Genomic DNA, 24,588 nt, shown 5'->3' on the forward strand with positions numbered 1-24,588 from the left:
TAATAATCAAAGTAAACAGCAATGGACACCACTAATGAAATTAGATTACGTCTCCGTTTTTTTAAAGACGTGGAAGAAAATATTGATGTAATAAGACAAAAATTTATCGACTATCGAAAAGTAATTTCTTCTGATTTCTATATTAAAATAAGAGAAAATTACATTCAGTTTACCATTTCGGGAGAAAAACAGCACTATTGGTCACCACATTTAACCATTGTATTGGAAGAAATGGAAGGCAATGAAAAAAATGCCACCCACATTAGAGGTTTGTTTGGACCAGCACAAACCATGTGGACTTTTTTTATGTTTTTACATTTTTTTGTAGCCGGAACTTTTCTGCTATTTGCCATGTTCGCTTACTCCAATTATACCTTAAAAGAGCCCATGATGATGGATTTAGTTGTAATGTTTATCATGGTCATCGTTTGGTTTTTACTCTATGTCATTGCTCGACAATTGCGTGAAAGAGGCCATGATCAAATGAATGATTTGGAAAACGAATTCGAAAAAATTATGGCAAGTTAAAAGTTATTGGTTATAGCCAAATCGTCTTAATTGATAAGCATTACTTCGCCAATCTTTGTTGACTTTTACATACAATTCGATGTGGATTTGTTTTCCAAAAAACTTCTCTAAATCTTCACGAGATTGCATTCCTACTCTTTTCAAAGCAGCACCTTTGTGACCGATGATAATTCCTTTTTGCGTATCGCGTTCCACCATGATTACAGAACGAATTCGGATAATTTTTTCGTCTTCAAGAAACTCTTCGGTTTCAATTTCTACTGCATATGGAATTTCTTTATCGTAGTTCAAAAGAATTTTTTCACGAATGGTTTCATTTACAAAAAAACGTTCGGGTTTGTCGGTCAAAGCGTCTTTTGGATAATAAGGTGGAGAAACAGGAAGTAATTCCAATATGCGCGCAAAAACTTCTTTGACATTAAAATTTTCTAAAGCAGATATGGGATAAATTTCTGCATTAGGAACTTTTTCTTTCCACAAAGCAATTTGTTCTTCTAGTTCTTCTTGGTTGGATTTGTCTATTTTATTTAAAAGTAATAAAACTGGGATTTTTGAATGGATTATTTTATTAAAAAAGGCTTCGTCTTTTAATTCCTTTTCGCCTATTTCAACCATATAAATCAATACATCAGCATCTTCAAAAGCCGATTTTACGAAATCCATCATTGATTTTTGCATTTCGTAAGCTGGTTTTATAATCCCTGGTGTGTCTGAAAGGATCACTTGAAAATCTTCGCCATTGACAATACCTAAAATTCGGTGACGTGTAGTTTGAGCTTTGGACGTAATTATGGATAATCTTTCCCCAACAAATGCATTCATCAAGGTTGATTTACCCACATTTGGGTTTCCAATAATATTTACAAATCCTGCTTTATGTGACATGTATTTTGATTTAATTGGTGCAAAGGTAGTCATATCAGTTCAATAGAGGAAATAAAGATTTTTTGCATTTTTTGTTGCATTTCTTGATATTCATTGTATATTTGCACTCGAAACATCGCGGGATAGAGCAGTAGGCAGCTCGTCGGGCTCATAACCCGAAGGTCACAGGTTCGAGTCCTGTTCCCGCTACTAAGAAGCTTCAATTGAAAGATTGGAGTTTTTTTATGTCTATACTTTTCAGTAAAATCAATACTTCTCTTGAAATCAGCCATTCTAATAAATCTCATAAATTAATAAAGCGAGGCATACAATTAGGGTTGCAACTTTTTAAAATTGGGTTGCAAAAAGGCTAACATTTGGGTTGCATATCTAAATTCTATGGGTTGCATATCTAAAATTTCAATAATAACTAATAAACTATCTAATGACAACACAACCAATTAAAATATTGTTTGTGATTTCTGCTACAAGAAAAAACAAAAAAGGATTAGTTCCATTAGTTTGCAGAATCACATATCTAGGTAAAAGAAAGCCATTTGCAACAGGCATATTTGTTAATCCAGATAATTGGAACAACACATTACAAAAAGTAGTTCCTCCTGATGTAGAGAACACTCAAATAAACACTCAACTGAGCCTGATTAAACAAGAAATTAATCAGGCTTTTTTATTTCTACAAGTTCAGAATGATGATTTTGATGTAGATGATATTTACCTAAAGTATAAGGGTGAAGATGTAAAACCTGCAAAGTCTTTAATTGAAGTTTTTGAATTGCATAATTCAAGAATGGAAAAGTTGATAGGTAAAGAGTATTCAAAATCTACACATTCAAAATTTATTGAAGCCAAACAGCACACTGAGGATTTTCTGTATTACACAACTAAAAAGCGTAATATACAGCTAGAGGATATAAGTTTAAAGTTTTTACAGGATTTTGATTTTTATCTTAAAACACAAAAAAACTTCAAACAAATAACCATCAATAAAAGCATACAGAGAATATCTAAAATTATTAAACTTGCTTTAGCTGAGGGTTTTTTAGTAACAAATCCCTTTATTTTGTACAAGCCCAAAAAAGTAATCAATAACATTACTTATCTTACCCCTGAAGAATTATCTAGCTTAGAAAATTACAAGTTTTCACAAAAGAGATTAGAACAAGTGAGAGATATGTTTGTGTTCTGTTGTTATACAGGTTTACCCTATCAAGAAATGGCTAGTTTAAAAGCTAAGCATATTGTAAAGAAGTTTGATAACAAACTTTGGATTGATATGTACAGGCAAAAAACAAAGAAACAATTTGCTTTGCCATTACTCCCAAAAGCATTAGAGATTCTTGATAAATACAAATCAGATAAAGAGCTGTTGCCAATAATTTCTAATCAAAAATTTAACTCTTACATTAAAGAAGTAGCTGAGATAATTGGTATTGAAAAGAAACTTACACACCATATAGCTCGTAAAACATTTGCAACAACAGTATTACTCTATAATGATGTGCCAATGGAAATTGTGAGTGAATTATTGGGGCATTCAAAGCTATCTACCACACAAGAGCATTATGCTAAAGTGGTTCAAAGAAAAGTTAGTGAACAAGTTGCAAACCTTTCTGATAGACTAAACAAATAGATTTGATAAATAATTGTGTTGTAGTATATTTACAGCACAATTATTTATTACTGATGGCTTTACCAAACATACACTTTCAAGATTTTCCAATAGAATTTAAAGAAATAAATCCTCAAGATTTTCCTTTATTTAATGTTGATGATAAAATAATTATTGAACCTAATAGATTAGGTTGGATTAATGAGCAATTGCAATCTAACATAATTCTAGATGAGAAAAATACTGTTGTTGTAAATGCAGCAGTAGGTCAAGGTAAAACCTATTCAATTATTGAGATTGCCAAAAGGTATTATTTTGATAAAAATCAAGAATACTTAATCTTTATTGCTTCACCTTTTGTAAGTCTTGTTGAACAGTATTTTAATGATATTTCATGCGAACAAATTCCAGAAAACAAAATTTACAGATATGAGTATATTGGTCAAGAAAACAATATATCATATATTGATAAAAAAATACATATCATCACAGTAAATGGTTTGTTAGGTAATCCGGGAGAAGATGCTTTTATTAATTCCCAAGCTAAAAGAAAATACCTTAATGATTTAGCTAGGCATTGTAAAGCAAAAAACAAAAAGGTAGTTTTTATTTATGATGAAATCCATGATGCAATTCACAACTTTAAAGAAGAGTTCATTTTCAATCTATGGAAATGGAAAGAAGTAATACACAAGAATTTTATCATAAGTGCTACATTCAATGAAGCTTCAAAGATTGTAATAGAATATTTAGCTGAATTAACAGATAAAAATATACAAATCATTGAGTCAAAAAGAACAAGGATTCCAAAAAATCAAAGTGCTTTGTATTTGCATTATAACCCTGCCAAATATTTTAAAAATGACAATGAGCAAATTGTAGCAGTTGTACAAGACGCATTGGAGAGAGGTAAAAAAGTTGATATTTTGTCATATTCAAAAAATCTAGCTGATGAAATGACCAATCCAAAAAATGATGGGGTTAGCAAAGAACTTTATAAATACAATACTAGAATTCAAAATTGTACTTCTGATTTAAACTCAAATCAAAGAATGGGTAAGCTAGAAGTAACAAATAGGTTTAGTAAGACAGATTGTAATGTTGGAACAAATTTCAAAACAGGTGTAAGTATAGAAAAAACCAATCATGCTTATATTATCATCATGCCTCACAGAGGAGAGGGAATGCCATTTAAAAATCTTAATGGAATTTTTAGTAATGGTATAATATCTGTAGTTCAAGCTTTAGCAAGACAAAGAAAAAGAGGTGGAGAAATACATATTATATTGCCTCCTCCAGAGAGTTTTGATTATCTTACATTACCATTTGATGATGAATTAAAACTTGAATTTGCCAAATTCTATGAAATTATTAAAGACCACTCAGCTACAAAAGAACTAGTAAAGTATGTCCCATTAAATACTCAAAATGAAATACTACGTAAATTTTATGAAGAGGAGTACAGAGGGAATCTTCTTAATGAAATTGAAGAAGTAAAAAATTCAGAAAGAGATGAACTAGTTAGATTAATCTTCCCTGAGTTTAAATTATTCCAACTAGAATACGGAGAGGATTACCTTGCTAACAATTTTAAGTTTTTTGGTAAAGATTTATCTGCATATATTACCTATTGTGCTATTACTAATCAGTTTATTAATTGCAATTTAAAGGGAGTTACCTACAAACCCCTCATAATATTTGAGGAAAATAAAATCCAAAACAGGTTACAACATTTCTATAAAATGTATATGGATTCAGAAACTTATCAAATGACATATAGAGATAGTTCTGATTTATGGTTTTATCATGAATTTAGAAACAACTTATTCAAAAGCTATAGGTTAAAACTGAAAGTTAATGATGAAAGGTTTGATACAATAAAAGAGTATAAGAATAGAAAATTTGAAGTACAATTAATTGGTTTTATACAGAGGATTATTTATCCAAATGCTTATTTTTCTGCAATGAACTACACATCTTTAAGAGGATTTAGAGATTATGAATTTTCAAGAAAAGATTACTTTTCTTTTGGTATTGTACATGCAGAGAGATTAAATTTAAATGATTATATTTCAGATGAATTTACAACTAAAAGAATAAATGCTTTTAGAACACTTAATCATTACAGAAATAAAATAATTCAAAGTATTCAAACAAGTTCTTCCTCAACTAGAGGAGATTACAGATATGTTTTAGCTACACCACCAAGAGGATTTGTTAATGAGCAAGAACAAGCTAGATTTGAGAGTATGATTGACTATTTTGTTACTCAGGATAGATTTATAAGAAATAATATTTTTGAATTTAAACAGAGATTTAAACCAACACATACATTTAAACAAAAAGTAAAATCTTTTTATACTAAACTAATTGATGATTTTTTTGAAACTGAAAATTACAAAAAATCAACTCCACCTAGAAGGATTGTAAAAGTAATTAACTCTATCAATGAATTGCCAAATTTTGAAGAGGTACTAGACTTTGTAAGTCCCGCAGATATTTCATTTTCTGATGAGTATTTGGATTATATCAATTATGAAATTGTAGATGGAAAATTTATACATACTCCAATATAATTTTAACTCGTCCTGTTTTGATATTTACCTATATAGGATTGTATCAAAAGTGGACGTAATTAAACTTTCCTAAAAACCTCAAATTCCAGCTAGACTTATAGAAATATCTCTATAGGTTTAGTTTCTATTTCACAACTAATAGGGTTTCTTTTTAATCTTCCCACCCTAGATAAATCTTTGGATTAAACAACGCACGAACTTGGAGGAGGACTACTCTGTAGTAGGTTTGAGTATAGCACAAAGCTACTAAATTTCTACCACATTATCAATTAAAACACCCCTATTCAAAACATTTTAAAGCTAATAGCCAAAAGTAATTTTTGGCTATTTTTTTATATACAAATTAATCAACTTAAACATTTTATTACTATGCAATTAAAGCAATCCGAAAGAAAACAAGTTAAGCTCCGTTTAGGAATAAGTGGAGCTTCTGGCTTTGGTAAAACTAAGTCAGCATTATTATTAGCCTATGGAATGACTAATGATTGGAGTAAAATAGCAGTTATTGATACTGAAAATTCCTCTGCATCATTGTACTCAGATTTAGGAAACTTCTATGTAATAGATATTTCTGCTCCCTATACACCTGAGAGGTACATTGAAGCAATTACCCTATGTGAGAATTCAAATATCTCTGTTGTAATTGTGGATTCTATTACCCATGAGTGGAATGGTTCAGGTGGATGTTTAGATATTCACGAAAAACTAGGTGGTAGATTCCAAGATTGGGCTATTGTAACACCAAGACATCAAGCCTTTATTGATAAAATTCTACAATCAAGTTGCCATGTTATTACTACAGCTAGGAGAAAAATTGAGTATGATATTGACAAAGATGCTAATGGTAGATTGAAAGTACAAAAATTTGGTACTAAAGAAATAACTAGAGAAGGCTTTGAATATGAGCTTACAGTCAATTTCGAGTTAATTAATGACAATCATTTAGCAAGAGCAAGTAAGGACAGAACAGGGCTATTTATGAATAAACCAGAGTTTGTGATTAATTCTGCAACTGGTAAAAGGATTTTAGAATGGTGCAATTCTGGTACTAACTTACAAGATGCTAGAGAAAAAATTAAAGCTACTAAAACAGTTGAGGAATTGAAAGTCTTATACAATCAATACAGCTCATGGCGTGAATTATTAGAGTACGATTTTAAAATTCAAAAAGACACTATCAACTCGAAAGAATTATTGTTAAACCCTAAATCATTTTCAACAAATGGACACACAACTCATCACTGAAAATTCTACTACCATAATAGAGAATAATGGTAGTATCACAGAAGGAACATTGGTATTACAAAGAGTAAATCCAAATGGTACTAAAACTATATTGAATTATCCTAAAAGTGAAAATATTGATATAGATAATGAAGTTATGCTACCAAGTAAGATTAATGAGATTATTACTGTAGAAACTATTTCAAAACCTACAGAAACAAGCTTATTTGTACCCAAACCATTTATTGAAGCTAATACTTCAGAAATTAGTTTGCACACCTTAAAAAGTGATTGTGTAATACCTGTATTTTCAAAAGATAATGAAAGAACTATTGCACATCAAGAGTTTATTGAAATAGCACAAGATTGTGTTAGTAGAGTATTCCCTCATTATATATTTGATGAACCAGAAGTAAGAGTTTCACACCAAATTAAAGGCAGAACTCCTGATGCAATAAATAAGCAAGCTAAAGATTTGCTAGACCACGAAAGAACACAATACTTTGAAAGAATGGCATTCATTATTAGAATACCTAGTATTGTTGAGACAATCAATGGTAATGAAATTGCTTTGGTAATAGGTGGAGTACGCTCGTATAATTTAGAGAACCTATACAACAAAAAGACTATTGAAAAGTTCAAGTTTTTTATTGGCTTTCAAGTCAAAGTATGTTGCAATTTAGCTGTATCAAGTGATGGATTTGTAGAGGAAATGCGTGTAAGTTCGTATCAAGAATTACAAAGCAAGATTTTAGAAGTGTTGTACAATTTTAATGCAGAAAAGCAATTAGCACAAATGAAGCAACTTTCTGAACACTCACTTACAGAACATCAATTTGCTCAATTATTGGGTAGAACAAGATTATATCAGCACTTGCCTAAAAAAGATAAGTTGAATATTCCTGTTCTAAATTTCAATGATGGTCAGCTTAATACTATAGCAAAAGACTATTACGAAGATGCTAGTTTCAGCAGAAATGAAAATGGGGATATTAACCTTTGGAATGTATATAATCTCTTTACTCAAGCTAATAAGAGTAGCTACATTGATACGTTCTTGGATAGAAATGTAAATGCATTTGATTTCTCAAATGGCTTGTTAAAAACACTAAATGGTAGCTCTAACTATCATTGGTTTTTGAGTTGAGAAGAACCCAATCCCAATCAAGGGGTTGGGTTTATTTTTTTACAGTATAAAAATCTACAACTTCTTTTTCTGTTAAGAATCTTATTCTTTCAGCTGTTAATTGATATAACTCTCCTGTTTTTAAATCTTCAACTAATCCAATGAAATAATCACTACCATAATTTTTTTGTTGTACTCTCCATAAATGGAAATATCCAATTTTATTATTAGGATGATTTTTTAATACTTTCTCTGTATAATCAGCATTAGTTACATACTCAACTAATCTTAAATCTGGTTTTGTCATATTAATAATCTTATATAACTATTTCATCATTGGTATTTCCGTCAAAAACAATACCTCCATTTTTATCAGTAACAGTTTTTAAATCATCACTTACATTAAATGGTAAATCATCATTATCATCTTCAAATATGAAATCTGATGACTCATTGACTGTAGAAGCATTTTTTGAGATTGAATTTGGTATTACATTTTTAACAACCTCTTTTGTAAATGAAAAGTTGGCTATTTGAATTTCAAATAAATTCCCTGTCTTTTCATCTTCTATAATTCCTAAAATAATCTCTGAACCATTTTCAGCAATATTCTTTTTGAAAATATGGAAAAATCCAACTTTTGAAGTTTTGGAATTTTCTAACTTGTACTTTACTTTTCTTAATTGTGTCATTTTACTTCAAATTATTTAATACAACCATTCTTTAATCTTTTCTATCAGTTCTGACTTACTTATAGGTGTTACTTCATTAAAGAATTTCAATTTAATACCATTGTACTTTTCCCCAACTGAATCACCATTTAAGTAATTTCTGGGTATTGAATTATCTACAAACCAATAATTCTCACTATCCTCATTTCCTAATATCCAGCGTAAATTTTTTTCAAAATAATCAGTTCTATCTTTTAATAACTCAGGTTGAAATCCACCACCTTTGCCATGACCAAAACCAAGTCTTCCATGACTTTTTTTGTGATACTTAATTTCTAAAAAATATAACTCTGGATTAGCTCCATTTTTTGCAATCAATACATCAACTGCTTTTTTAAAATTGAAGAGTTTATAGCTTTGATTTTCAGAAATAATATTATTCAAAATGTCTTTTCTTATATGATTTTCAAAAGCTGTTTCATTAATTATATCTCTCATTTATTCTATAAAATTTTGCTTTACTCTTTTATTTTTTTATGCTGTCACATACTTAATAATTGCTTCTTTATGTTCTTTGCCAATTTCATCAAAAATCATCTCAAAAACTTCAAATAATAATTCAGGAGTTGTATTTGATATTTTTTGATAATGCATTTCTTCAAAAGGTGAGGTATGATGACTATCATCATTAATTTGTGAAATTAATGCACTAAAAATTATTCTCTTAGGTTCTTCAGGGGGTAAATCATTTATAATATTCCATTCGATATTATCTAGTCTAGTAAAATTCAAATAGCTTTGAATAATACGTCTCATTAAATTACTTATTACAATGTTCATGTCATTATTAGAAGAACTTTTAAGAGTGTACAGCCCTTTCCAAAGTAAATTGTAATCACTATTGATATTGTTTTTATGTAATTTAATTACAGAGCTTTGCTGATTAATCTTGGTAATTTGAAAATAATTTAAATCATTACAAAGTTTATTATTACTCCCTTGTACAAAAGTAACTTCCTTAAAAAAATATATGTTATGACTTAACACATAAACTTGCTCAATATTAGGTAATGCAAATTCATTATGGTTAGGACTTTTACCTTTCTTCTTTGCTAATTCTCTAATTAAAGTAGTTACTAAAAAAAGTACTTGACTGTCTAAACTTGAAACAGGGTCATCAATAACAATAATCTTTTTTTTGTCTTTTTTGTTCTCATCATCAGTTAATATACATAATTGATAGAAGTACAAAAAAGAAATAAAATTCTTTTCTCCTTCACTTAAAGTTTTGAAAACAGAATCATTGTAATTTTCTCTTTTTAAATAATATTGAGTGATGTTATTTTCTGTAGTTTTTGGTGCAATTTCAAAACCTGATAAACCACTACTCCTAAGAATTGTATTTATATTATCTTTTGCAATATTTGTATTTACTGTATTTTCTTTATTCTCATCTATGATTTTTTCCGAATTAGCTATTTTGTCATTAATATAAATTTTAAGTCTATCACAAGCTTTAATTCTATTATTTAATTTTGAAATTTCTAAATCTGAATCATCTATTATACTTTTAGATTGAAAAGCTAATCTCTCCCAAATTTCATTATCTAGCTTAGATTTATTTGTTACTATATTCTCAAAAACACTATTATTTAGTTTAATATCATTTATGATTTTTTTTAAATTGGTTTTAAATTCAAGAATAGAGCGTAAGGACTTTTTCTCATTAGATTTTTCTAACTTTACTCTAAAAGTCTTTTCATTGTCATAAATAAAATCTTTGAAATCAGCTATCAATTCATTAATAGTAGTACTATTTGTTTCATTTTTAATTGCATTAAAATTCTCATTTAATAATGAAATTAAATCAGAATATTCATTTTTTAGATTTTCAATTTCATTGATTTTATTTTTATAATTTATGTCAAAATAATCATTGAATTTTTCAATAATCTCTTTATCTATTGTATCATTTTGGCAAAATGGGCATTTTTGCTTTTCTAGAGTTAGATTAATATATCCCGTACCCTCTTCAACCCATTTTTTTATTCCTAATGTATTAATTAAATCTGCAATATCAACATCATTATTACCTATTATTACTTCCTGTAAAATATTATTTATTTTAAATTCTAGCTTTCTGACTTTTCTGTATAAAATTATATCAATATTTGAATTAATTTTTTTTAATTCCTTTTCATAAAGTAAATTATAACTATTCTGCAAATCATTAAATGAATGATTCTTTTCTTTATTATCTTTTCGAAGTTTTCTTATTTCACTTAAATGATTAGCACTATTTCCTGAATGCTTTAAACTTAACTTTGAAAAACTTTCATTGTATTGATTTCTTTTTTTAAAACAATCTTCTTTTAATTTTTTCTCTCTATCAGAAATATCTTTTAAAATTTTAGCTCTCTCAATAGTAAGTTTATCTTTTAAATAGAGCTTGTATTTATCAATTAAATCTTGCTCTTTTTCAATAATGTCATCAATAATTGCATTTTTTTCATTTAGAGAAAAAATTCCATTAAGAGAATCTTTATCAATGAAATTTCTTTTAATAAAATTCTCATCATAAACTAGAATTTCATTTTCTATTGGATTATAACCATTCTGATTACAATTAGAGATGTTTAATAATCTATTATCTTCATTTAAACTTAAATTGTACAAATACTTTGCAATTGTAGATTTACCACTACCATTACTACCAAAGAAAAAATTTAATTTTTTTAATTCAGGAATAATGACCTCATTTTTGTAACTTGTAATTCCTTTAAGTTTAATTTCTGTAATCATACTTCTACAACCTCTTTAAAACTTCAATTATTGTATTTGCTGTATAGCAATCTTCTACATTTTTGGTTTGAAAAACCATAAAATACTTGTACTTCTCTCCTGATTTTTCAGCCCATATTTTGCCTAATTTATTTTTATCTTTACTATCATCATTATCCAAATGGTCTCCTTTAGTTTCAATTAAAACAAGGTTTCCTTTTTGGGTATAAATAATAAAGTCAGGGTAATGGTCTCTATAATATCCATTAATAAAAAAGCCTTTACCACGTGTTAGATTTCTATGCCAAAATATTATATTATCCATTGTTGCAATGGTCATAATCATATCTTGTTCAAATCCATTCATAGTATCTTCACGTTCATATAATGATTTCCCAATTGCAGTACTTAAGTTGATAGGGTTGATACTTTCACTGAATGAAAAATTCTCTTTTACAAAAACCTCATTGGAATCAAGTAGTATCTTAAATCTTTGTTTTGAATATGCAGAACTTAAGTCATTGATTTTGTTTTTAATTTTCTGAATATAGATAAATTCATTATTGATGATATCTCTAATTTGGTCATTAGATAAACTTTCAAATACTCTACCTACATAACGCTTTAAGTCTTGTTCTGAAATAGGTGTCATATCACCTAATTTGCTTACAATAAATTTACTTACATCTTTAATTTGGTTTTCTTTTGGTTTTGACAAAATAGTATCTACCAATATATTTTTTGCTCTTTGTGAAACTTTATTAGCTGTAGCTGTTCCTTTATTACTATCAAAATCTACAGAATAAATCTCAGCAGAAATTTCATCAAAATTAATTTTAGTATCACACTCTAGCAAGTTAAAACCTTTGAGCAAACTATTTTTGTTTAATAAATAATCACTTTCTGTTAGCTCTTCAAACAAAATATTTTGAGCTAATTCATCTGTTTCAGTTTTTAAGAAAAATTGAGGTAATACAATAGTTTTTGTAATAGATTCAAATTGTTTATCTATAACATATCTTTTTGGAGTTTGTTTCATAACTTCTGTAAAAAAGGTGGTATTATCATCAATCTCTATGCTGTTTACTTTTTCTTCAAAAACTTTACTCTCAATTACAGCTTTTTCAGTAATGTGTCCTATAACTGTAATGTTATTTGTATAGCTATCTAAAGTAACCTCTTCATCAGGGTTAAAGTCAATAGCATTTATATTAAAATCATCATCAGATTTTACTTCTGTAACAACAGGATTTTCAAACAAATCTTGTTGTAAAATTTCTTCATTGGTTAATTTTGGTTCTGGTAATTCCTCTGCAAAATAATCTTCTTTAGAAAATCCAGCATCTTGTAATCCTTTTACAATATTATCTAAAGTATCATTGAATCTAGCAGATGCAGTTAATACAAAAGACATGTTCAATAAAGGACTATTATGTTTTGTTACATAAGGCTGTCTTAATACCCTACCTAAAATTTGCTCTACTTCTACAGGAGAAGATTTATCTGCCAAAGAAGCTAAAATATAAGCATTAGGACAATCCCAACCCTCTTTAAGTGCATTTACAGTTATTATATATCTAACAGGACAATTTCTATCCATTAGATTAATTCCTTTTAACTCGTCAATACCACTAACTTTGATTTTGATTTGTTCTTCTGGTATTCTTAACTTAACTAATTGCTCCTTAATTTTTTGAAAGGTTGTATTGTCTTTCCCTTTGATATTAGACTGAGCTTGAAATAAAATGATAGGTCTTATATATTTTCCTGTGATAGTTTCTTCTTCTTTGGCTAATAATTCTAGTTGTCTTTGAAGATGTAATGCACTATTTATAACTTCTTCTTTTTTGTGATGATTGTAAACCACAACAGGTAATTTTACCATATGCTCTTGCTTTAATTTTAAAGCACTAACAAAACTAATAATATTACTATTCTCCTTTGGTGTAGCTGTTAAATCTAAAACCATAGAGGGGTTTAAATTTTTGAGCATTTCTACACTCAAATCACTTTCTGCATTGTGGCTTTCATCAACAATCACAATAGGATTTAAACTCCTAATAACATTGATTAAAGCAGTTTCATCTGTATCTTCAAGTACTAAATCTTTATTTATGATAGTCTCTCTAAAAGCTTCTAAAGCACCATTTTCTTGAAATATCTTCCTATCTTCTTTTTTAGCTTTATCAATTCTTAAACTACTAAAATTCAATACAAAAATATTAAGTTGCTCTGTTGCAGAAGTTGGATTAAAATTAGCTCCTTGCAAAAGTTGGTCTTTTTGATACACTTCTACTTTATGACCAAAAAGACTATTGATTTTCTCTCTGTATGGATGACTAGGGTTATTTAAATTGTTATAAGTTTGTTGTAACAAATTACTCCAAGGCACAAGCCAAACTACAGCTTTTGCATTTCCTTGATTGAAAAATTTGTTTATAGTGTATAAGGCATTACAAGCTATGAAAGTTTTACCACCAGCAGTTGGAACTTTTACAGCAATATGTACTGCTCCGGGAATGTTGTCTTTATAGGGTTTCATTCCAGATTGTGTAAGTGGATTATATGCACCCACTCTGTCAGTCCAAAACTCATTAAAAGCTTTAGCTGGATTGGTATGTTGTTGTAGATAAGAAAGGTAATTTTCTAAATCTTTTATTACGTCTTGTTGGTATGGCTTTAATTCCATTAAGTTTATTTTTTACTCCAAATTTGATTCATCAACATTTTAACTTTTACATCATTATAAAATTTTTCAACAATTTTAATCTCTTTACTAGCAATAGTTCCAGAAATATATTCACAATTTTCAATCTTAAATTTCGCATCTATTGTTAAATCTTTTGATTTGACATGAAAATGAGGAGGATTATGGTCATTAGAATAAATGATTATTTGCATATTTCCTAATGTAGCAATCCGTTCTTTTTCAACTAATCCTAAATTATTTGAAAAATAGTTATTTAAAATGGGTGTTAATATTATTTCATACATATTTAAAACCTAGTTATATCTCTTGGTATTTTTTTGAAAATAATGTGATATTTACTCATTAGTTTTTCATCTAACAAACAATTATCTGCATAAATTATATATTGCTCTGCTTTAGTTTTTAATTTTCTTAAAAAACTTTCATCTAATGTGGTCATAGCATCTTTATCATAATAGAAATAATAGGCAGTTTGTTCTTTAACTCCTAGTAAGTACTGTTCATTTTGCTTTATGTAATTAGATTTTGTTTCAGAAAACCACACATACTCATTAATTCTTTCTATACCAATAGCCTCATTTAATAAATCATTCTCTAAGAATATAGGTTCTCCTAATTCATAAAAACTAAAATCACCACCTGTTCCCTCAATAGGTTTAGCTTCTGAGCCATAACCTTTAATTACTCTTTTTACTCTTTCAGCAGTAATAGTGTTGGCATAGTCTTCCATTTCAATTAAAATGAATTTTCTGTTACCTCCATCTTGCTTATTTAGATTTAAAACTGCATGTGCTGTTGTGCCTGAACCTGCAAAGGAATCTAGAATTATATCATTATAGTTCATTCCTATTTGAATTATTTTTTCAATAAGTCTAGGTGGTTTTGGGGTGTCAAATGGAAATTCAGCATCTATGAAAATATTTTTCAAAACTTGTCTAGCTTCTTGGTTATCACCAACATCTTCTCTGAACCATAAAGTTACTGGTACAGTACCATCTTGAACCTCTGTTAAGAATCTTTTGATTGAAGGTACATTATCTCCATTAGAACCAAACCAAATTCTATTTTCATCTAATAGTTTTTGAAAATTATCTTTTGATGTTCTCCAGCATCTTCCTTGAGGAGGATTAACAATTCTTCCAGATGGTGTGGTTATGGGGTAGTCATAATCTTTTGAATATGTTTTAACAGAAAAATCACTTGATTTCCATACTCCTCTAATATCATTATCTAAATTTTTATATCTTTTATTTGCATCTTCAGTTCTAGGTAAAAGATTTCTAACCCATCCTATTTTGTCATTGTTATTTTTGTTTTTAGCATAACAAATTACAAAATCATGCATATCAGAAAAAAACCTTGCATCATTTTGAGGACTATACTTTTTTTGCCAAATTATATTGTTAATGAAATTTCCAACCCCAAATATTTCATCACAAATCAATTTAAGATTAGCTTGTTCATTATCATCAATTGATATAAAAATAGCACCATCATCAGCCAATAATTTATGAAGCAACTTTAATCTTGGGTACATCATGCACAACCACTTGTCATGCCTAGATAAATCTTCACTTTCTTTACCCACCACTTGCCCTAACCACTTTTTAATTTTAGGGTCATTTACATTATCATTATATACCCAGCCCTCATTTCCTGTATTATAAGGTGGGTCAATATAAATACACTTTATTTTGCCCTCATATTGTGGTAGTAAGCTTTTTAAAGCCTCTAGGTTATCTCCGTGAATAATTTTGTTTTCACTAACAAAAGTATCTGTTTCAGAACCATTGCTATAAGTATATTGCTGTTCTAAAACTTTATAAGGTACATCTTGATGATGGTTAATTACTTTGTCTTTTCCTATCCAATTGAGTGTTGGCATATATGTTAAAATTTAAAATGCTAAATGTACTACATTTTTTTAAATTTTTTTTTGGTAAAAAATTTAGCTCCAACTATTTTACACACATACAAGCTTCCGTACAAAACACCCCCGCCACTTCTAAAACCCACTAAATACCCCCACTTATTTGGAGCAAGAAAAGATTTCTTGTGCCATATTTTTTTCATTCTAAATTTTAGCTTACATAAATTCAAGGTGATAGTTGTAATTTTTTAAGTTCAGAGGTGTGTTTAAAGTTTGGCAAAGTTCAACTCAAAAAAATTAAATCAATGGTACGAATTATTGACTACAAAAAAAGACAAGCAGAGGATGGTAGAGAATTCTTTGTTTTAGAAATTTCGGGAGGTATTGAAATGGTAAAAAGCCAAACCTCAAATCAGTTTTATGCAACTGCTAAAAAAGCATTTATTTCATCAACATTTGATGAGCAAACTTGTAAAGCTCTTATTGGTACTGAAATGCCAGGTAATGTAGTGAAACAAGAGTGTGAGCCTTATGAGTATGTAAATAAAGACTCAGGAGAAGTAATGATTTTAAGCTACAGATATGTTTACACACAAGAAGAAGCTACTACATCTAAAGAAGACAAATCTATTCAAAGACTTCTAGCTGAGGAACATACTTTTTCAACTAATGGGCATCATAAAGAAGAATTTGTAATGTAAAATTTAACTCGTCCATTTTTGATATAGCTCTATTAAGGGTAGTGTCATTTGTGGACGAGTTTTTTATTTTCTATTCCTATGGAAGTAGCTGAAATTAAAGTTTCCTATTCAAATACAAATCCTATTAGAGTTCAAGTCACAAATAGCCAAAAGATGTTTGAAGTGATTATGAAGCATTGGGATTTAGATATTTTAGAGTATCAGGAACAAGTGAAAGTAATATTGCTCAATAGGGCAAATATTGTATTAGGCATCTATGAGCTTTCTAAAGGTGGTATTTCAGGAACTGTGGTAGATATTAGAATTATTCTAGGTGTAGCTTTAAAGTGTAATGTATCTGCTATAATTTTAGTACACAATCATCCAAGTGGTAAGTTAGTACCTAGTGAACCTGATAAGGCTATTACAAAAAGATTAAAAGAAGCTTGTAATTTGCTTGAGGTGTATTTACTAGACCATTTAATTATATCCAAGTTTGGGTATTACAGCTTTGCAGATGAAGGCACATTATAACATACACTTTAGAAGTCTAGCTGTATAATGCGTGCGAATGGGTGTGTGAATAAGGAGGCTTTTTGGAGTGTTGTTGATTAGTTTGAAAAAAATCAAGATATAATAATATAGCCAAAAGTTGTAAAATAGTACTTTTTTTGTTGCTATATGAATACTTCTATTGCCCTAGATACAATTTTACAAGTAAATAGGATGCTAACTAACAAATAGCCAAAATGTATTTTTTAGTTGCAAAATATGGTACACAATTTGATATATTTTAATAAACTTAAAATCTATTAATTATGCCAAGAAATCACGAAGCAGACATGAGTAATTCTAATTCAGGTACATCAGGTACAAATGAAACCTATCAACAAAATCAGGACAATAGGGCTGACCAATTGAATCCTAATAATGACAAGTATCAAGGTTAATTCTGAATTTTAAAATCTTTAAAAATTGGTTATTTATTCAAAATAGATAACCTTTTTTATTTTACCAATTCTTCTAATTTAACATCTAATGCAACAGCTATTCTGTGTAATGTGTAAATTGTTGGGTTAGTTCTGCCTGATTCTATTCTTGAAATATTGGTTGTATCAATATCTCCATCAATTTTACCTACCAAATCCACTTGAGTTAAACCCTTGCTAACTCTAATATCTTGGATTCTTTTACCCACATTTTTTAATAATTCTTGCTTATCCATAACTTGACATATTTGGCAAGTCAAGAAAAGATTTATATGTTTGTAAGTTAATGCCATATATGGCAAGTTCAATTAATATGAATTTAAATATAATTTACAACAAAGACCTTTTAAAAGACATTGCTAAAGGGAGTATCATCACTATTATAAAAGATGCAGATTCTAAGAAGTATAGATTTGTTGGATTTTGTCCATTTGATGAATTAAATAATACAATCATCTTATCTAATCTAAATGAAAACAATAAAAACGAGTTGTTCAGATTTTACTTCAAAAATGAAAAAGATGAAATTTGGATTATAGGTGATGCATTACACGAAAACAGGGAAGATGTTAAGCTTCAAATTGTATCTCAATTAAAGTATAAGCGTGATATAATAAAAAATTCAATGCACAATTTTGAATCAAAACACCTCAATTTTATATGGAATTATAAAGAATTGAAATCACAAAATCCTAAATCTCCAATTTCTATAATTAAGAATGGTAGAGTAATAAACTTGTGTTATTTAACTTATTTAGAAGAACCAAAAATGTTTCTATTTTGTGATTACATTATTGGTAGCACAATTCCACACTTTTCAAATAGTGATATTTACTCAGGAGACTCATTTAGAATAGGTATTAAATATGATTATGAAATATTAAAAGAAAATTACAATGTTCACTTAAATCCTGTTATTGTAAGTGGAATTTTTGGAAATTATAACTCTCATTGTCAAGAAATATTCAAAATTCAGATTTTCCAATTAGAAAATTTAATATCAAGTTATTTGGGATTAGAGCAGTCAAGCTTAAAAGCTTACAAGGAATTACTATTTGAATGTGATGCAAAACCTTTTTAGAGTTAATAAATCTTATTACAATACTAAAATGCCTCTTACAATGAATATCAAACTTCAAGATGAACTCCAAAAGCACCAACCCTTAAAAGCAGAACAAATTAAAACTTGGTTAGTTGAAAATGAAAACTATTTCAATTTTCTAATTAGTCAAAGTAATTGCAATAAATGGAGTATATGGCTTGAGGATAAAGCAACTCATATTTACCCTTGCGTATGTTCTAATAGAGAGAAAAACTGCATATTTATTGAAATCTATTACCAATTAGATAGAGTTATACAGCTATATCAAAAAGAGGAATACTTTAAAATCCTAATAGAAGAATACAAGCAAATTAGTAGTGATAAAATTGCTTTATCTGAATGGTTCAACAAAAACAAAAAGTTAGCTTCAGAATTAGCTTTTGATACAGAAATATCAATTATGCTTGAATTAGAACCCTATAAAACTTCAAAAATAATACTCAATGAAAATGAGTTTAAAAACATCATTGAATTACAAAATATTTTCAATGAATTAGAATACAATCAAATCATTAATTCTTAAATAAATCAAATGAAAAAACTATTTGCATTTTTAGTTATTATAGTTTGTAACACAGCTATATATAGCCAAACCAAAACAGAAACTAAAGATTGGATAATTGAAACATATAATTCATTCAAAAGAACAGAAAATCAGAATGATTTTTTAAATATTGAAAAAGATAGCTTAATTTTTCATAGTTACTTTTATAAATACACATACAGCAAAGTAGGATTTAAAGATATAGTTTCAATTCAAATTAGAAAGAGAAGTGTAGATGGTCTCGAATGGTATCAAATTGATTTGAATACTAACAAAAAAATTGAAGTTGGTAAATATCAAAATGAAACTTATACAAAGGATTATTCTAATGGAGCTACTTTGTCAATACTTCTAAGTACAAAATTTGGTTTAGATGATTACCCTAAAAGAATGGAAAAAGCCTTATTAAGAATCATTACTTTACACGGAGGTAAAGCAAAAATTCTAAAAGAAGCATTTTAGAAAAGTAACCACCAATAACTAGGTGGTTTTTTTATATCCAAAAGTTATGAAACTATTAAATATTCCTTTCAAGTTAGGTATGCAATATGATAATTGGGAGTTTGATTTGGAAGTAACAAAGGATAGAATAGAGGATTGTGATAGTTACATTTATATAGGTAAAAAGTTTAATAAATTTCTGAATTATTCTACAGATAAAACTGAATTATTATTCAGATTTGATGTATTAGAATCAGTAATGTTAAGATTTGATGATAGAAATATTAAATTCTATTATGAACTATTGAAAGCTATCAATAAATCTACTAGAAGCAAAGTGAATTATCATAATAACTACACAGCTTATCTAGTTTCAAACAATCTAATACATATCTTTTACAATGAAAGTAATAGTACCATTATTCTCATATATGGTAAAATTAGATTTATCCAAAAACAATTACTACTTTTGCACTGAAACAGAAGAAAAAGTGGTTTTGAAATGTTGGTCAAGGCACACATTTAGGCATACACAAAAATTAATTCTTTGTAAAGTCTTGGTTTTTAGCCCAGAAGTGTCACAGGTTCGAGTCCTGTTCCCGCTACTAGAAAAGAGAATCAAAATATCGGTTCTCTTTTTTTTTACAAATAGTTTAGAGGTCTTAAGTCCACTCGATGAACACAGGTTCTCCCGAAGTTTCGGGACTGTTCCCGCTACTAGAAAAGAGAATCAAAATATCGGTTCTCTTTTTTTTACAATTAGTTTAGAGGTCTTAAATCCACCCGATGAACACAGGTTCTCCCGAAGTTTCGGGACTGTTCCCGCTACTAGAAAAGAGAATCAAAATATCGGTTCTCTTTTTTTTTTACAAATAGTTTAGAGGTCTTAAATCCACTCGATGAACACAGGTTCTCCCGAAGTTTCGGGACTGTTCCCGCTACTAGAAACCCAGCAAATGCTGGGTTTATTTTTAAAAAAAATATTTCTATACAAAAAAGGCAGACTTTACAATCTGCCTTTTCTTTCCAATATATTTTTCAAAACTTAGTCTTTTACACCCAATTTTGTCAAAATATCGTCCATCAAACACCATTTGGTTATAGACGATTGCAATAAGTTGGCGCCAACAAAGGCGGTAAACCACAACCAATTTTGATTTACATAAATAGATAAAAGAACACTAATTAGTATAAATGTTCCTGCTATTGCTCTTACAATTCTATTTTTCATATTTTATTGTTTTAAATTTAATTAGATTTTTCGATGCTTACAGATGCTACATGAATGTGAGATGCTGTTTGTTGTTTGTTATTAAAATCGGTTATCAAGTCAAATAATAAATCCATATTCTCCTTGTTGACAAAAGCGTAGAACAAAATAGAATTTGTTTCATTCATTTCACTGGCAAACCAATTAGTTTCTATTCTTTCTTCCGAAATGTCATTGTGCCCAATGACATTTTTATAGCTAAATGATTTTACTCTGGCTTTTTTCAATATGGTTTTAATGTCATTTTCAAATTCTGCTATTGCAGTAATTAGTAGTAGTTTCATATTTTTAAGTATTAGATTCTTGTTCTTCACTTTTTTGCAAATCACTAATGGAATTACCTTCCCATTTTTTTCTTTCGGTGATGTAGTAAATGATAGGAACAACAATTAGTGTTAGAATTGTGGAAACTATCGCTCCAAAAACCAACGAAATGGCCAATCCTTGAAATATTGGGTCAAATAAAATGATGGATGCTCCAATAACAACTGCGCCTGTAGTTAATAAAATTGGTGTCGTTCTAACTGCACCAGCTTCAATAGTGGCTTGTTTTAATGGAATTCCGTCGTTCAGTCTGATTTCGATAAAATCAATCAGCAAGACAGAGTTTCGCACCATAACTCCAGCCAAAGCAATCATTCCGATAAACGAAGTTGCAGTAAAAAACGCTCCTAACAACCAATGTCCTAATACAATTCCGATTAGCGAAAGTGGAATGGCCATCATCATCACCATTGGTGTTTTGAAGTTTTGGAACCAACCAACAATCAGCATGTAGATAATCACAATTACGATTAAAAAAGCAGCGCCTAAATCACGGAATACTTCCAATGTAATTTGCCATTCGCCATCCCATTTCACAGTGAAATCACTTTCGTCTGATGGTTGTTCCATATATAATTCGTTGACTTTATACCCTTTTGGTAAGTTCATTTTTTGGAGTTTTTCATTCATTCCTAAAATTGCATACACAGGACTTTCCAATGCTCCAGCCATATCGGCGGTTACATAAACTACTCGTTTTTGATCTTTTCTGTAAATTGTTTTTTGTAAAGTATCTGTAACTACTTTTACCAAATCACTGACGGGAACAACATTACCACGACTTCCTTTAATTTTTAAATTCTGAATGTCTTGCAATGATGTTTTGTCTTTATCGTCAAGTGAAAGCACAATCCCAACATTGTCATTAGCGTTTTCATCATACAAATTAGAAACCGGATATTCCTTTAATAAATACGTCAAGTTACCAACGATTTGTTGCGGTGCGATTCCGTTTAGCATCGCTTTCTCTTTATCGACTTCTAGTTTGTATTCGGTTTGATTGTCTTCCACCATCCAGTCTACATCAACAATATCCGAAGTAGTTTCCAAAATAGTTTTCACCTGATTGGCAACTTCTATTTGTTGTTTGTAATTTGGACCATAAATCTCAGCGACTAAAGTCGATAAAACTGGCGGTCCAGGCGGAACCTCAATGATTTTTACATTGGCGCCATATTTTTTAGCAATCTTCTGAATATAGGGACGCACCACTTTAGCAATATCATGACTTTGCAAATCACGGTCTTCTTTATGTAATAAATTCACCTGAATATCCGCCATATTACTTCCGCCACGCATATCATAATGGCGCACCAAACCGTTGAAAGTTATAGGCGCTGAAGTTCCAATATAGTTTTGATAATTCACCACTTCGGGAACGGTTGAAAGGTATTGTGCGATTTCTTGAGTTACCGCAGCAGTTCTTTCTAGAGTTGTTCCTTCAGGCATGTCAACCACCACTTGGAATTCGTTTTTGTTATCAAAAGGAAGCATTTTCACCACCACTTGTTTGGTAAAAAACATTACCATCGAACCAATCAATAACACAACAGTAATACCTACCATAACTCGGCGTTTTTTTGAACTTTCCAAAAACGGACGCTCCATTTTGTTATAAACTTTATAAATCCATGAAGTTTCTAATCCTTGTTCGGCTTTGTGTTCTTGTTCTTCTTTTTCATGCAATAAATGGTACCCCAAATAAGGAGTAACAGTCAGCGCAACAAACAAAGACAACAACATTGCAATCGAAGCGCCGATTGGCATTGGACTCATATATGGTCCCATCATTCCCGATACAAAAGCCATTGGAAGTATTGCTGCAATCACCGTGAAGGTTGCCAAAATAGTTGGATTTCCAACTTCGTTAATGGCATAAATGGCAGCTTGCTTGAACGGCAGTCGCTTCATCTTGAAATGTCGGTGCATGTTCTCGGCAATAATAATACTATCATCTACTACAATTCCTACTACGAAAACCAAGGCAAAAAGTGTAATTCTATTTAGCGTATAGCCTAATAAATAATAAGCGAATAATGTCAAAGCAAACGTTAATGGAACAGAAAAGAAAACAACCAATCCGCCACGCCAACCCATGGCCAACATTACTAAAACAGTAACAGCAATAATTGCAATTCCTAAGTGTAGCAACAACTCGCCCACTTTATCGGAAGCTGTTTCTCCATAATTTCGAGAGACTTCAACATGAACATCATCGGTTATAATGGTTTGTTTTAAATGCGCCACTTTTTCCAAAATCTTTTCAGAAATTTTCATAGCATCGGCACCTTTTACTTTTCCGATGGAAATGGTAACAGCCGGATATTCCGAATTATTTTTGGCAAACTTTTCATTGGCTTTTCCATATCCAAAAGACACATAGCTTCTTGGTGTTGAAGGTCCATCTTGAACCGAAGCCACTTGTTTTAAATAAACCGGCATGTTGGCATTAACGCCAACTACCAAGTTTTCGATATCTTCTGAAGATTTTAGAAATTCACCCGTTGTTACCAAATATTCTTTATCAGAAGCTACAAAACTTCCCGATTGTGAACTGCTATTATTGGCCTGAATCATTTGCATAATTCCCAAAGCGTCAATGCCATTTTCTGCCATTTTATCTTTGTCTAAAACCACTTTCACTTCCCGATTTCTACCGCCGATTTCTTTGGTAATAGCAACATCTTTTACTTTTTCGATTTCAGAAGTCACTTCTTCCGCAATTTGACGAATTTCGAAATCGTCTAATTTTTCACTCCAAAGTGTTAGTCCTAACATGGGAACATCGTCAATGGAACGTGTTTTTACCATCGGTTTATAAACGCCTTGCGGAAACATATTTTCGTGTTTGGCCAACTCATCGTATAGTTTTACATAGGATCGTTCCACATCTTGACCCACATAAAATTGAACAATCAACATCGCTTGTCCGTTCATAGCCATACTGTGAACGTGTTCAACACCTTTGATATTAGAAAGAATTTTTTCTAATGGTTTTACCACACGATTTTCAACTTCGCTTGAACTTGCTCCTGGATAACCCACCATAACGTCGGCCATCGGAACATTGATTTGTGGTTCTTCTTCTCTCGGAATTAAGAACGAACTGTAAGTGCCAATAATCATCAAACCAATCATTAACAAAATAGTTAATTTAGAATTGATGAAAAACTGCGCTATTTTACCTGATATACCTTCTTGCATGATTTTTTGTTTAAAGTTTAAAGTTTAAAAGTTTAAAGTTGTTTTCCAACCAAA

The 24,588-nt window shown here is 29.7% G+C and carries 23 protein-coding genes and 1 tRNA gene; 12 read left to right on the plus strand and 12 right to left on the minus strand.

What is annotated here, in order from left to right:
* Positions 1–21 precede the first annotated feature (21 nt).
* On the plus strand, positions 22–528 hold the full coding sequence (locus tag WFZ85_RS01230) for a hypothetical protein (protein ID WP_342694463.1): 507 nt from the start codon (positions 22–24) through the stop codon (positions 526–528).
* Positions 529–531: 3 nt separating this feature from the next.
* On the opposite strand, the gene era is transcribed toward WFZ85_RS01230, so the two are convergent.
* Entirely contained in the window at positions 532–1,413 is an 882-nt protein-coding gene (gene era, locus WFZ85_RS01235; RefSeq protein WP_342694464.1) for a GTPase Era, read from the minus strand.
* A 116-nt stretch (positions 1,414–1,529) separates the two neighbouring features.
* Between era and WFZ85_RS01240 the strand changes: the two genes are divergently transcribed.
* The 5 genes from WFZ85_RS01240 (at position 1,530) to WFZ85_RS01260 (ending at position 7,969) form a co-directional block, all read left to right on the plus strand.
* Positions 1,530–1,602 (plus strand) — tRNA-Met (locus WFZ85_RS01240).
* A gap of 235 nt (positions 1,603–1,837) precedes the next feature.
* A complete protein-coding gene (locus tag WFZ85_RS01245; protein WP_026711890.1) occupies positions 1,838–3,043 on the plus strand; it encodes a site-specific integrase in 1,206 nt (401 codons plus the stop codon).
* Positions 3,044–3,096: 53 nt separating this feature from the next.
* Complete coding sequence (locus tag WFZ85_RS01250; RefSeq protein ID WP_342694465.1) at positions 3,097–5,598, plus strand: DEAD/DEAH box helicase family protein; 2,502 nt, start codon at positions 3,097–3,099, stop codon at positions 5,596–5,598.
* Between the two features lie 369 nt (positions 5,599–5,967).
* On the plus strand, positions 5,968–6,843 hold the full coding sequence (locus WFZ85_RS01255; RefSeq protein WP_342694466.1) for an AAA family ATPase: 876 nt from the start codon (positions 5,968–5,970) through the stop codon (positions 6,841–6,843).
* The gene (locus tag WFZ85_RS01260; RefSeq protein ID WP_413789720.1) at positions 6,821–7,969 is read left to right on the plus strand and encodes a DUF3871 family protein; all 1,149 of its coding nucleotides are present in this window, start codon (positions 6,821–6,823) and stop codon (positions 7,967–7,969) included. Before WFZ85_RS01255 ends, WFZ85_RS01260 begins: the two co-directional genes overlap by 23 nt.
* 31 nt (positions 7,970–8,000) lie before the next feature.
* Here the strand turns inward: WFZ85_RS01260 and WFZ85_RS01265 are convergent, their stop codons facing one another.
* Genes WFZ85_RS01265 through WFZ85_RS01295 form a run of 7 tightly spaced genes read right to left on the minus strand, consistent with a single transcriptional unit; the run spans position 8,001 to position 15,995 of the window.
* The gene (locus WFZ85_RS01265) at positions 8,001–8,255 is read right to left on the minus strand and encodes a hypothetical protein (protein ID WP_262319051.1); all 255 of its coding nucleotides are present in this window, start codon (positions 8,253–8,255) and stop codon (positions 8,001–8,003) included.
* A gap of 10 nt (positions 8,256–8,265) precedes the next feature.
* Positions 8,266–8,640 carry a hypothetical protein gene (locus tag WFZ85_RS01270; protein WP_342694467.1) on the minus strand — a complete coding sequence of 125 codons (375 nt, stop codon included), beginning with the start codon at positions 8,638–8,640 and terminating at the stop codon, positions 8,266–8,268.
* A gap of 15 nt (positions 8,641–8,655) precedes the next feature.
* A complete protein-coding gene (locus tag WFZ85_RS01275; protein ID WP_342694468.1) occupies positions 8,656–9,117 on the minus strand; it encodes a hypothetical protein in 462 nt (153 codons plus the stop codon).
* Positions 9,118–9,153: 36 nt separating this feature from the next.
* Positions 9,154–11,421 (minus strand): AAA family ATPase, encoded by a 2,268-nt coding sequence (locus tag WFZ85_RS01280; protein WP_342694469.1) that lies wholly within the window; start codon positions 11,419–11,421, stop codon positions 9,154–9,156.
* Between the two features lie 4 nt (positions 11,422–11,425).
* Entirely contained in the window at positions 11,426–14,089 is a 2,664-nt protein-coding gene (locus WFZ85_RS01285; protein ID WP_342694470.1) for a DEAD/DEAH box helicase, read from the minus strand.
* A 5-nt stretch (positions 14,090–14,094) separates the two neighbouring features.
* Positions 14,095–14,394: a DUF4160 domain-containing protein gene (locus tag WFZ85_RS01290; RefSeq protein ID WP_342694471.1), complete on the minus strand. Its 300-nt coding sequence runs from the start codon at positions 14,392–14,394 to the stop codon at positions 14,095–14,097.
* 2 nt (positions 14,395–14,396) lie between these two features.
* A complete protein-coding gene (locus WFZ85_RS01295) occupies positions 14,397–15,995 on the minus strand; it encodes a site-specific DNA-methyltransferase (protein ID WP_342694472.1) in 1,599 nt (532 codons plus the stop codon).
* A gap of 290 nt (positions 15,996–16,285) precedes the next feature.
* Here WFZ85_RS01295 and WFZ85_RS01300 point away from each other — a divergent pair, with 290 nt between their 5' ends.
* From WFZ85_RS01300 to WFZ85_RS01310, 3 genes are all read left to right on the plus strand, one after another.
* Complete coding sequence (locus WFZ85_RS01300) at positions 16,286–16,681, plus strand: hypothetical protein (protein ID WP_342694473.1); 396 nt, start codon at positions 16,286–16,288, stop codon at positions 16,679–16,681.
* A gap of 78 nt (positions 16,682–16,759) precedes the next feature.
* Positions 16,760–17,194 carry a JAB domain-containing protein gene (locus WFZ85_RS01305; protein ID WP_342694474.1) on the plus strand — a complete coding sequence of 145 codons (435 nt, stop codon included), beginning with the start codon at positions 16,760–16,762 and terminating at the stop codon, positions 17,192–17,194.
* Between the two features lie 284 nt (positions 17,195–17,478).
* Positions 17,479–17,610 carry a hypothetical protein gene (locus WFZ85_RS01310; protein ID WP_262486609.1) on the plus strand — a complete coding sequence of 44 codons (132 nt, stop codon included), beginning with the start codon at positions 17,479–17,481 and terminating at the stop codon, positions 17,608–17,610.
* A 56-nt stretch (positions 17,611–17,666) separates the two neighbouring features.
* Here WFZ85_RS01310 and WFZ85_RS01315 read toward each other — a convergent pair whose 3' ends face one another.
* Positions 17,667–17,885, minus strand: coding sequence for a helix-turn-helix domain-containing protein (locus tag WFZ85_RS01315; RefSeq protein WP_342694475.1), 219 nt, complete (start codon positions 17,883–17,885; stop codon positions 17,667–17,669).
* 59 nt (positions 17,886–17,944) lie between these two features.
* On the opposite strand from WFZ85_RS01315, the gene WFZ85_RS01320 reads away from it, so the two are divergent.
* The 3 genes from WFZ85_RS01320 to WFZ85_RS01330 are packed head-to-tail and all read left to right on the plus strand — an operon-like array spanning position 17,945 to position 19,757.
* Positions 17,945–18,730: a hypothetical protein gene (locus WFZ85_RS01320; RefSeq protein ID WP_342694476.1), complete on the plus strand. Its 786-nt coding sequence runs from the start codon at positions 17,945–17,947 to the stop codon at positions 18,728–18,730.
* Positions 18,731–18,770: 40 nt separating this feature from the next.
* Positions 18,771–19,274, plus strand: a complete 504-nt coding sequence (locus tag WFZ85_RS01325) for a hypothetical protein (protein ID WP_342694477.1) — start codon at positions 18,771–18,773, stop codon at positions 19,272–19,274.
* Positions 19,275–19,283: 9 nt separating this feature from the next.
* Positions 19,284–19,757: a hypothetical protein gene (locus WFZ85_RS01330; protein ID WP_342694478.1), complete on the plus strand. Its 474-nt coding sequence runs from the start codon at positions 19,284–19,286 to the stop codon at positions 19,755–19,757.
* Positions 19,758–20,781: 1,024 nt separating this feature from the next.
* Here the strand turns inward: WFZ85_RS01330 and WFZ85_RS01335 are convergent.
* The 3 genes from WFZ85_RS01335 to WFZ85_RS01345 are packed head-to-tail and all read right to left on the minus strand — an operon-like array spanning position 20,782 to position 24,534.
* Positions 20,782–20,967 carry a YgaP family membrane protein gene (locus WFZ85_RS01335; RefSeq protein WP_342694479.1) on the minus strand — a complete coding sequence of 62 codons (186 nt, stop codon included), beginning with the start codon at positions 20,965–20,967 and terminating at the stop codon, positions 20,782–20,784.
* A 17-nt stretch (positions 20,968–20,984) separates the two neighbouring features.
* A complete protein-coding gene (locus tag WFZ85_RS01340) occupies positions 20,985–21,290 on the minus strand; it encodes a hypothetical protein (RefSeq protein WP_342694480.1) in 306 nt (101 codons plus the stop codon).
* A gap of 4 nt (positions 21,291–21,294) precedes the next feature.
* Positions 21,295–24,534, minus strand: a complete 3,240-nt coding sequence (locus WFZ85_RS01345) for an efflux RND transporter permease subunit (protein WP_342694481.1) — start codon at positions 24,532–24,534, stop codon at positions 21,295–21,297.
* Between the last annotated feature and the right edge of the window lie 54 nt (positions 24,535–24,588).

The sequence above is a fragment of the Flavobacterium aureirubrum genome (assembly GCF_038739835.1).
Taxonomy (GTDB): Bacteria; Bacteroidota; Bacteroidia; order Flavobacteriales; family Flavobacteriaceae; genus Flavobacterium; species Flavobacterium aureirubrum.

Excerpts from the sequence above, each read along its gene's own strand:
- WFZ85_RS01300 (WP_342694473.1), top strand. The coding sequence starts at position 16,286 with ATGGTACGAATTATTGACTACAAAAAAAGACAAGCAGAGGATGGTAGA.
- WFZ85_RS01315 (WP_342694475.1), bottom strand. The coding sequence starts at position 17,885 with ATGGATAAGCAAGAATTATTAAAAAATGTGGGTAAAAGAATCCAAGAT.
- WFZ85_RS01290 (WP_342694471.1), bottom strand. The coding sequence starts at position 14,394 with ATGTATGAAATAATATTAACACCCATTTTAAATAACTATTTTTCAAAT.
- WFZ85_RS01330 (WP_342694478.1), top strand. The coding sequence starts at position 19,284 with ATGAAAAAACTATTTGCATTTTTAGTTATTATAGTTTGTAACACAGCT.
- WFZ85_RS01275 (WP_342694468.1), bottom strand. The coding sequence starts at position 9,117 with ATGAGAGATATAATTAATGAAACAGCTTTTGAAAATCATATAAGAAAA.
- WFZ85_RS01335 (WP_342694479.1), bottom strand. The coding sequence starts at position 20,967 with ATGAAAAATAGAATTGTAAGAGCAATAGCAGGAACATTTATACTAATT.
- WFZ85_RS01245 (WP_026711890.1), top strand. The coding sequence starts at position 1,838 with ATGACAACACAACCAATTAAAATATTGTTTGTGATTTCTGCTACAAGA.
- WFZ85_RS01260 (WP_413789720.1), top strand. The coding sequence starts at position 6,821 with ATGGACACACAACTCATCACTGAAAATTCTACTACCATAATAGAGAAT.
- WFZ85_RS01265 (WP_262319051.1), bottom strand. The coding sequence starts at position 8,255 with ATGACAAAACCAGATTTAAGATTAGTTGAGTATGTAACTAATGCTGAT.
- WFZ85_RS01295 (WP_342694472.1), bottom strand. The coding sequence starts at position 15,995 with ATGCCAACACTCAATTGGATAGGAAAAGACAAAGTAATTAACCATCAT.
- era (WP_342694464.1), bottom strand. The coding sequence starts at position 1,413 with ATGTCACATAAAGCAGGATTTGTAAATATTATTGGAAACCCAAATGTG.
- WFZ85_RS01305 (WP_342694474.1), top strand. The coding sequence starts at position 16,760 with ATGGAAGTAGCTGAAATTAAAGTTTCCTATTCAAATACAAATCCTATT.
- WFZ85_RS01340 (WP_342694480.1), bottom strand. The coding sequence starts at position 21,290 with ATGAAACTACTACTAATTACTGCAATAGCAGAATTTGAAAATGACATT.
- WFZ85_RS01310 (WP_262486609.1), top strand. The coding sequence starts at position 17,479 with ATGCCAAGAAATCACGAAGCAGACATGAGTAATTCTAATTCAGGTACA.
- WFZ85_RS01230 (WP_342694463.1), top strand. The coding sequence starts at position 22 with ATGGACACCACTAATGAAATTAGATTACGTCTCCGTTTTTTTAAAGAC.
- WFZ85_RS01250 (WP_342694465.1), top strand. The coding sequence starts at position 3,097 with ATGGCTTTACCAAACATACACTTTCAAGATTTTCCAATAGAATTTAAA.
- WFZ85_RS01320 (WP_342694476.1), top strand. The coding sequence starts at position 17,945 with ATGGCAAGTTCAATTAATATGAATTTAAATATAATTTACAACAAAGAC.
- WFZ85_RS01270 (WP_342694467.1), bottom strand. The coding sequence starts at position 8,640 with ATGACACAATTAAGAAAAGTAAAGTACAAGTTAGAAAATTCCAAAACT.
- WFZ85_RS01255 (WP_342694466.1), top strand. The coding sequence starts at position 5,968 with ATGCAATTAAAGCAATCCGAAAGAAAACAAGTTAAGCTCCGTTTAGGA.
- WFZ85_RS01345 (WP_342694481.1), bottom strand. The coding sequence starts at position 24,534 with ATGCAAGAAGGTATATCAGGTAAAATAGCGCAGTTTTTCATCAATTCT.
- WFZ85_RS01285 (WP_342694470.1), bottom strand. The coding sequence starts at position 14,089 with ATGGAATTAAAGCCATACCAACAAGACGTAATAAAAGATTTAGAAAAT.
- WFZ85_RS01280 (WP_342694469.1), bottom strand. The coding sequence starts at position 11,421 with ATGATTACAGAAATTAAACTTAAAGGAATTACAAGTTACAAAAATGAG.
- WFZ85_RS01325 (WP_342694477.1), top strand. The coding sequence starts at position 18,771 with ATGAATATCAAACTTCAAGATGAACTCCAAAAGCACCAACCCTTAAAA.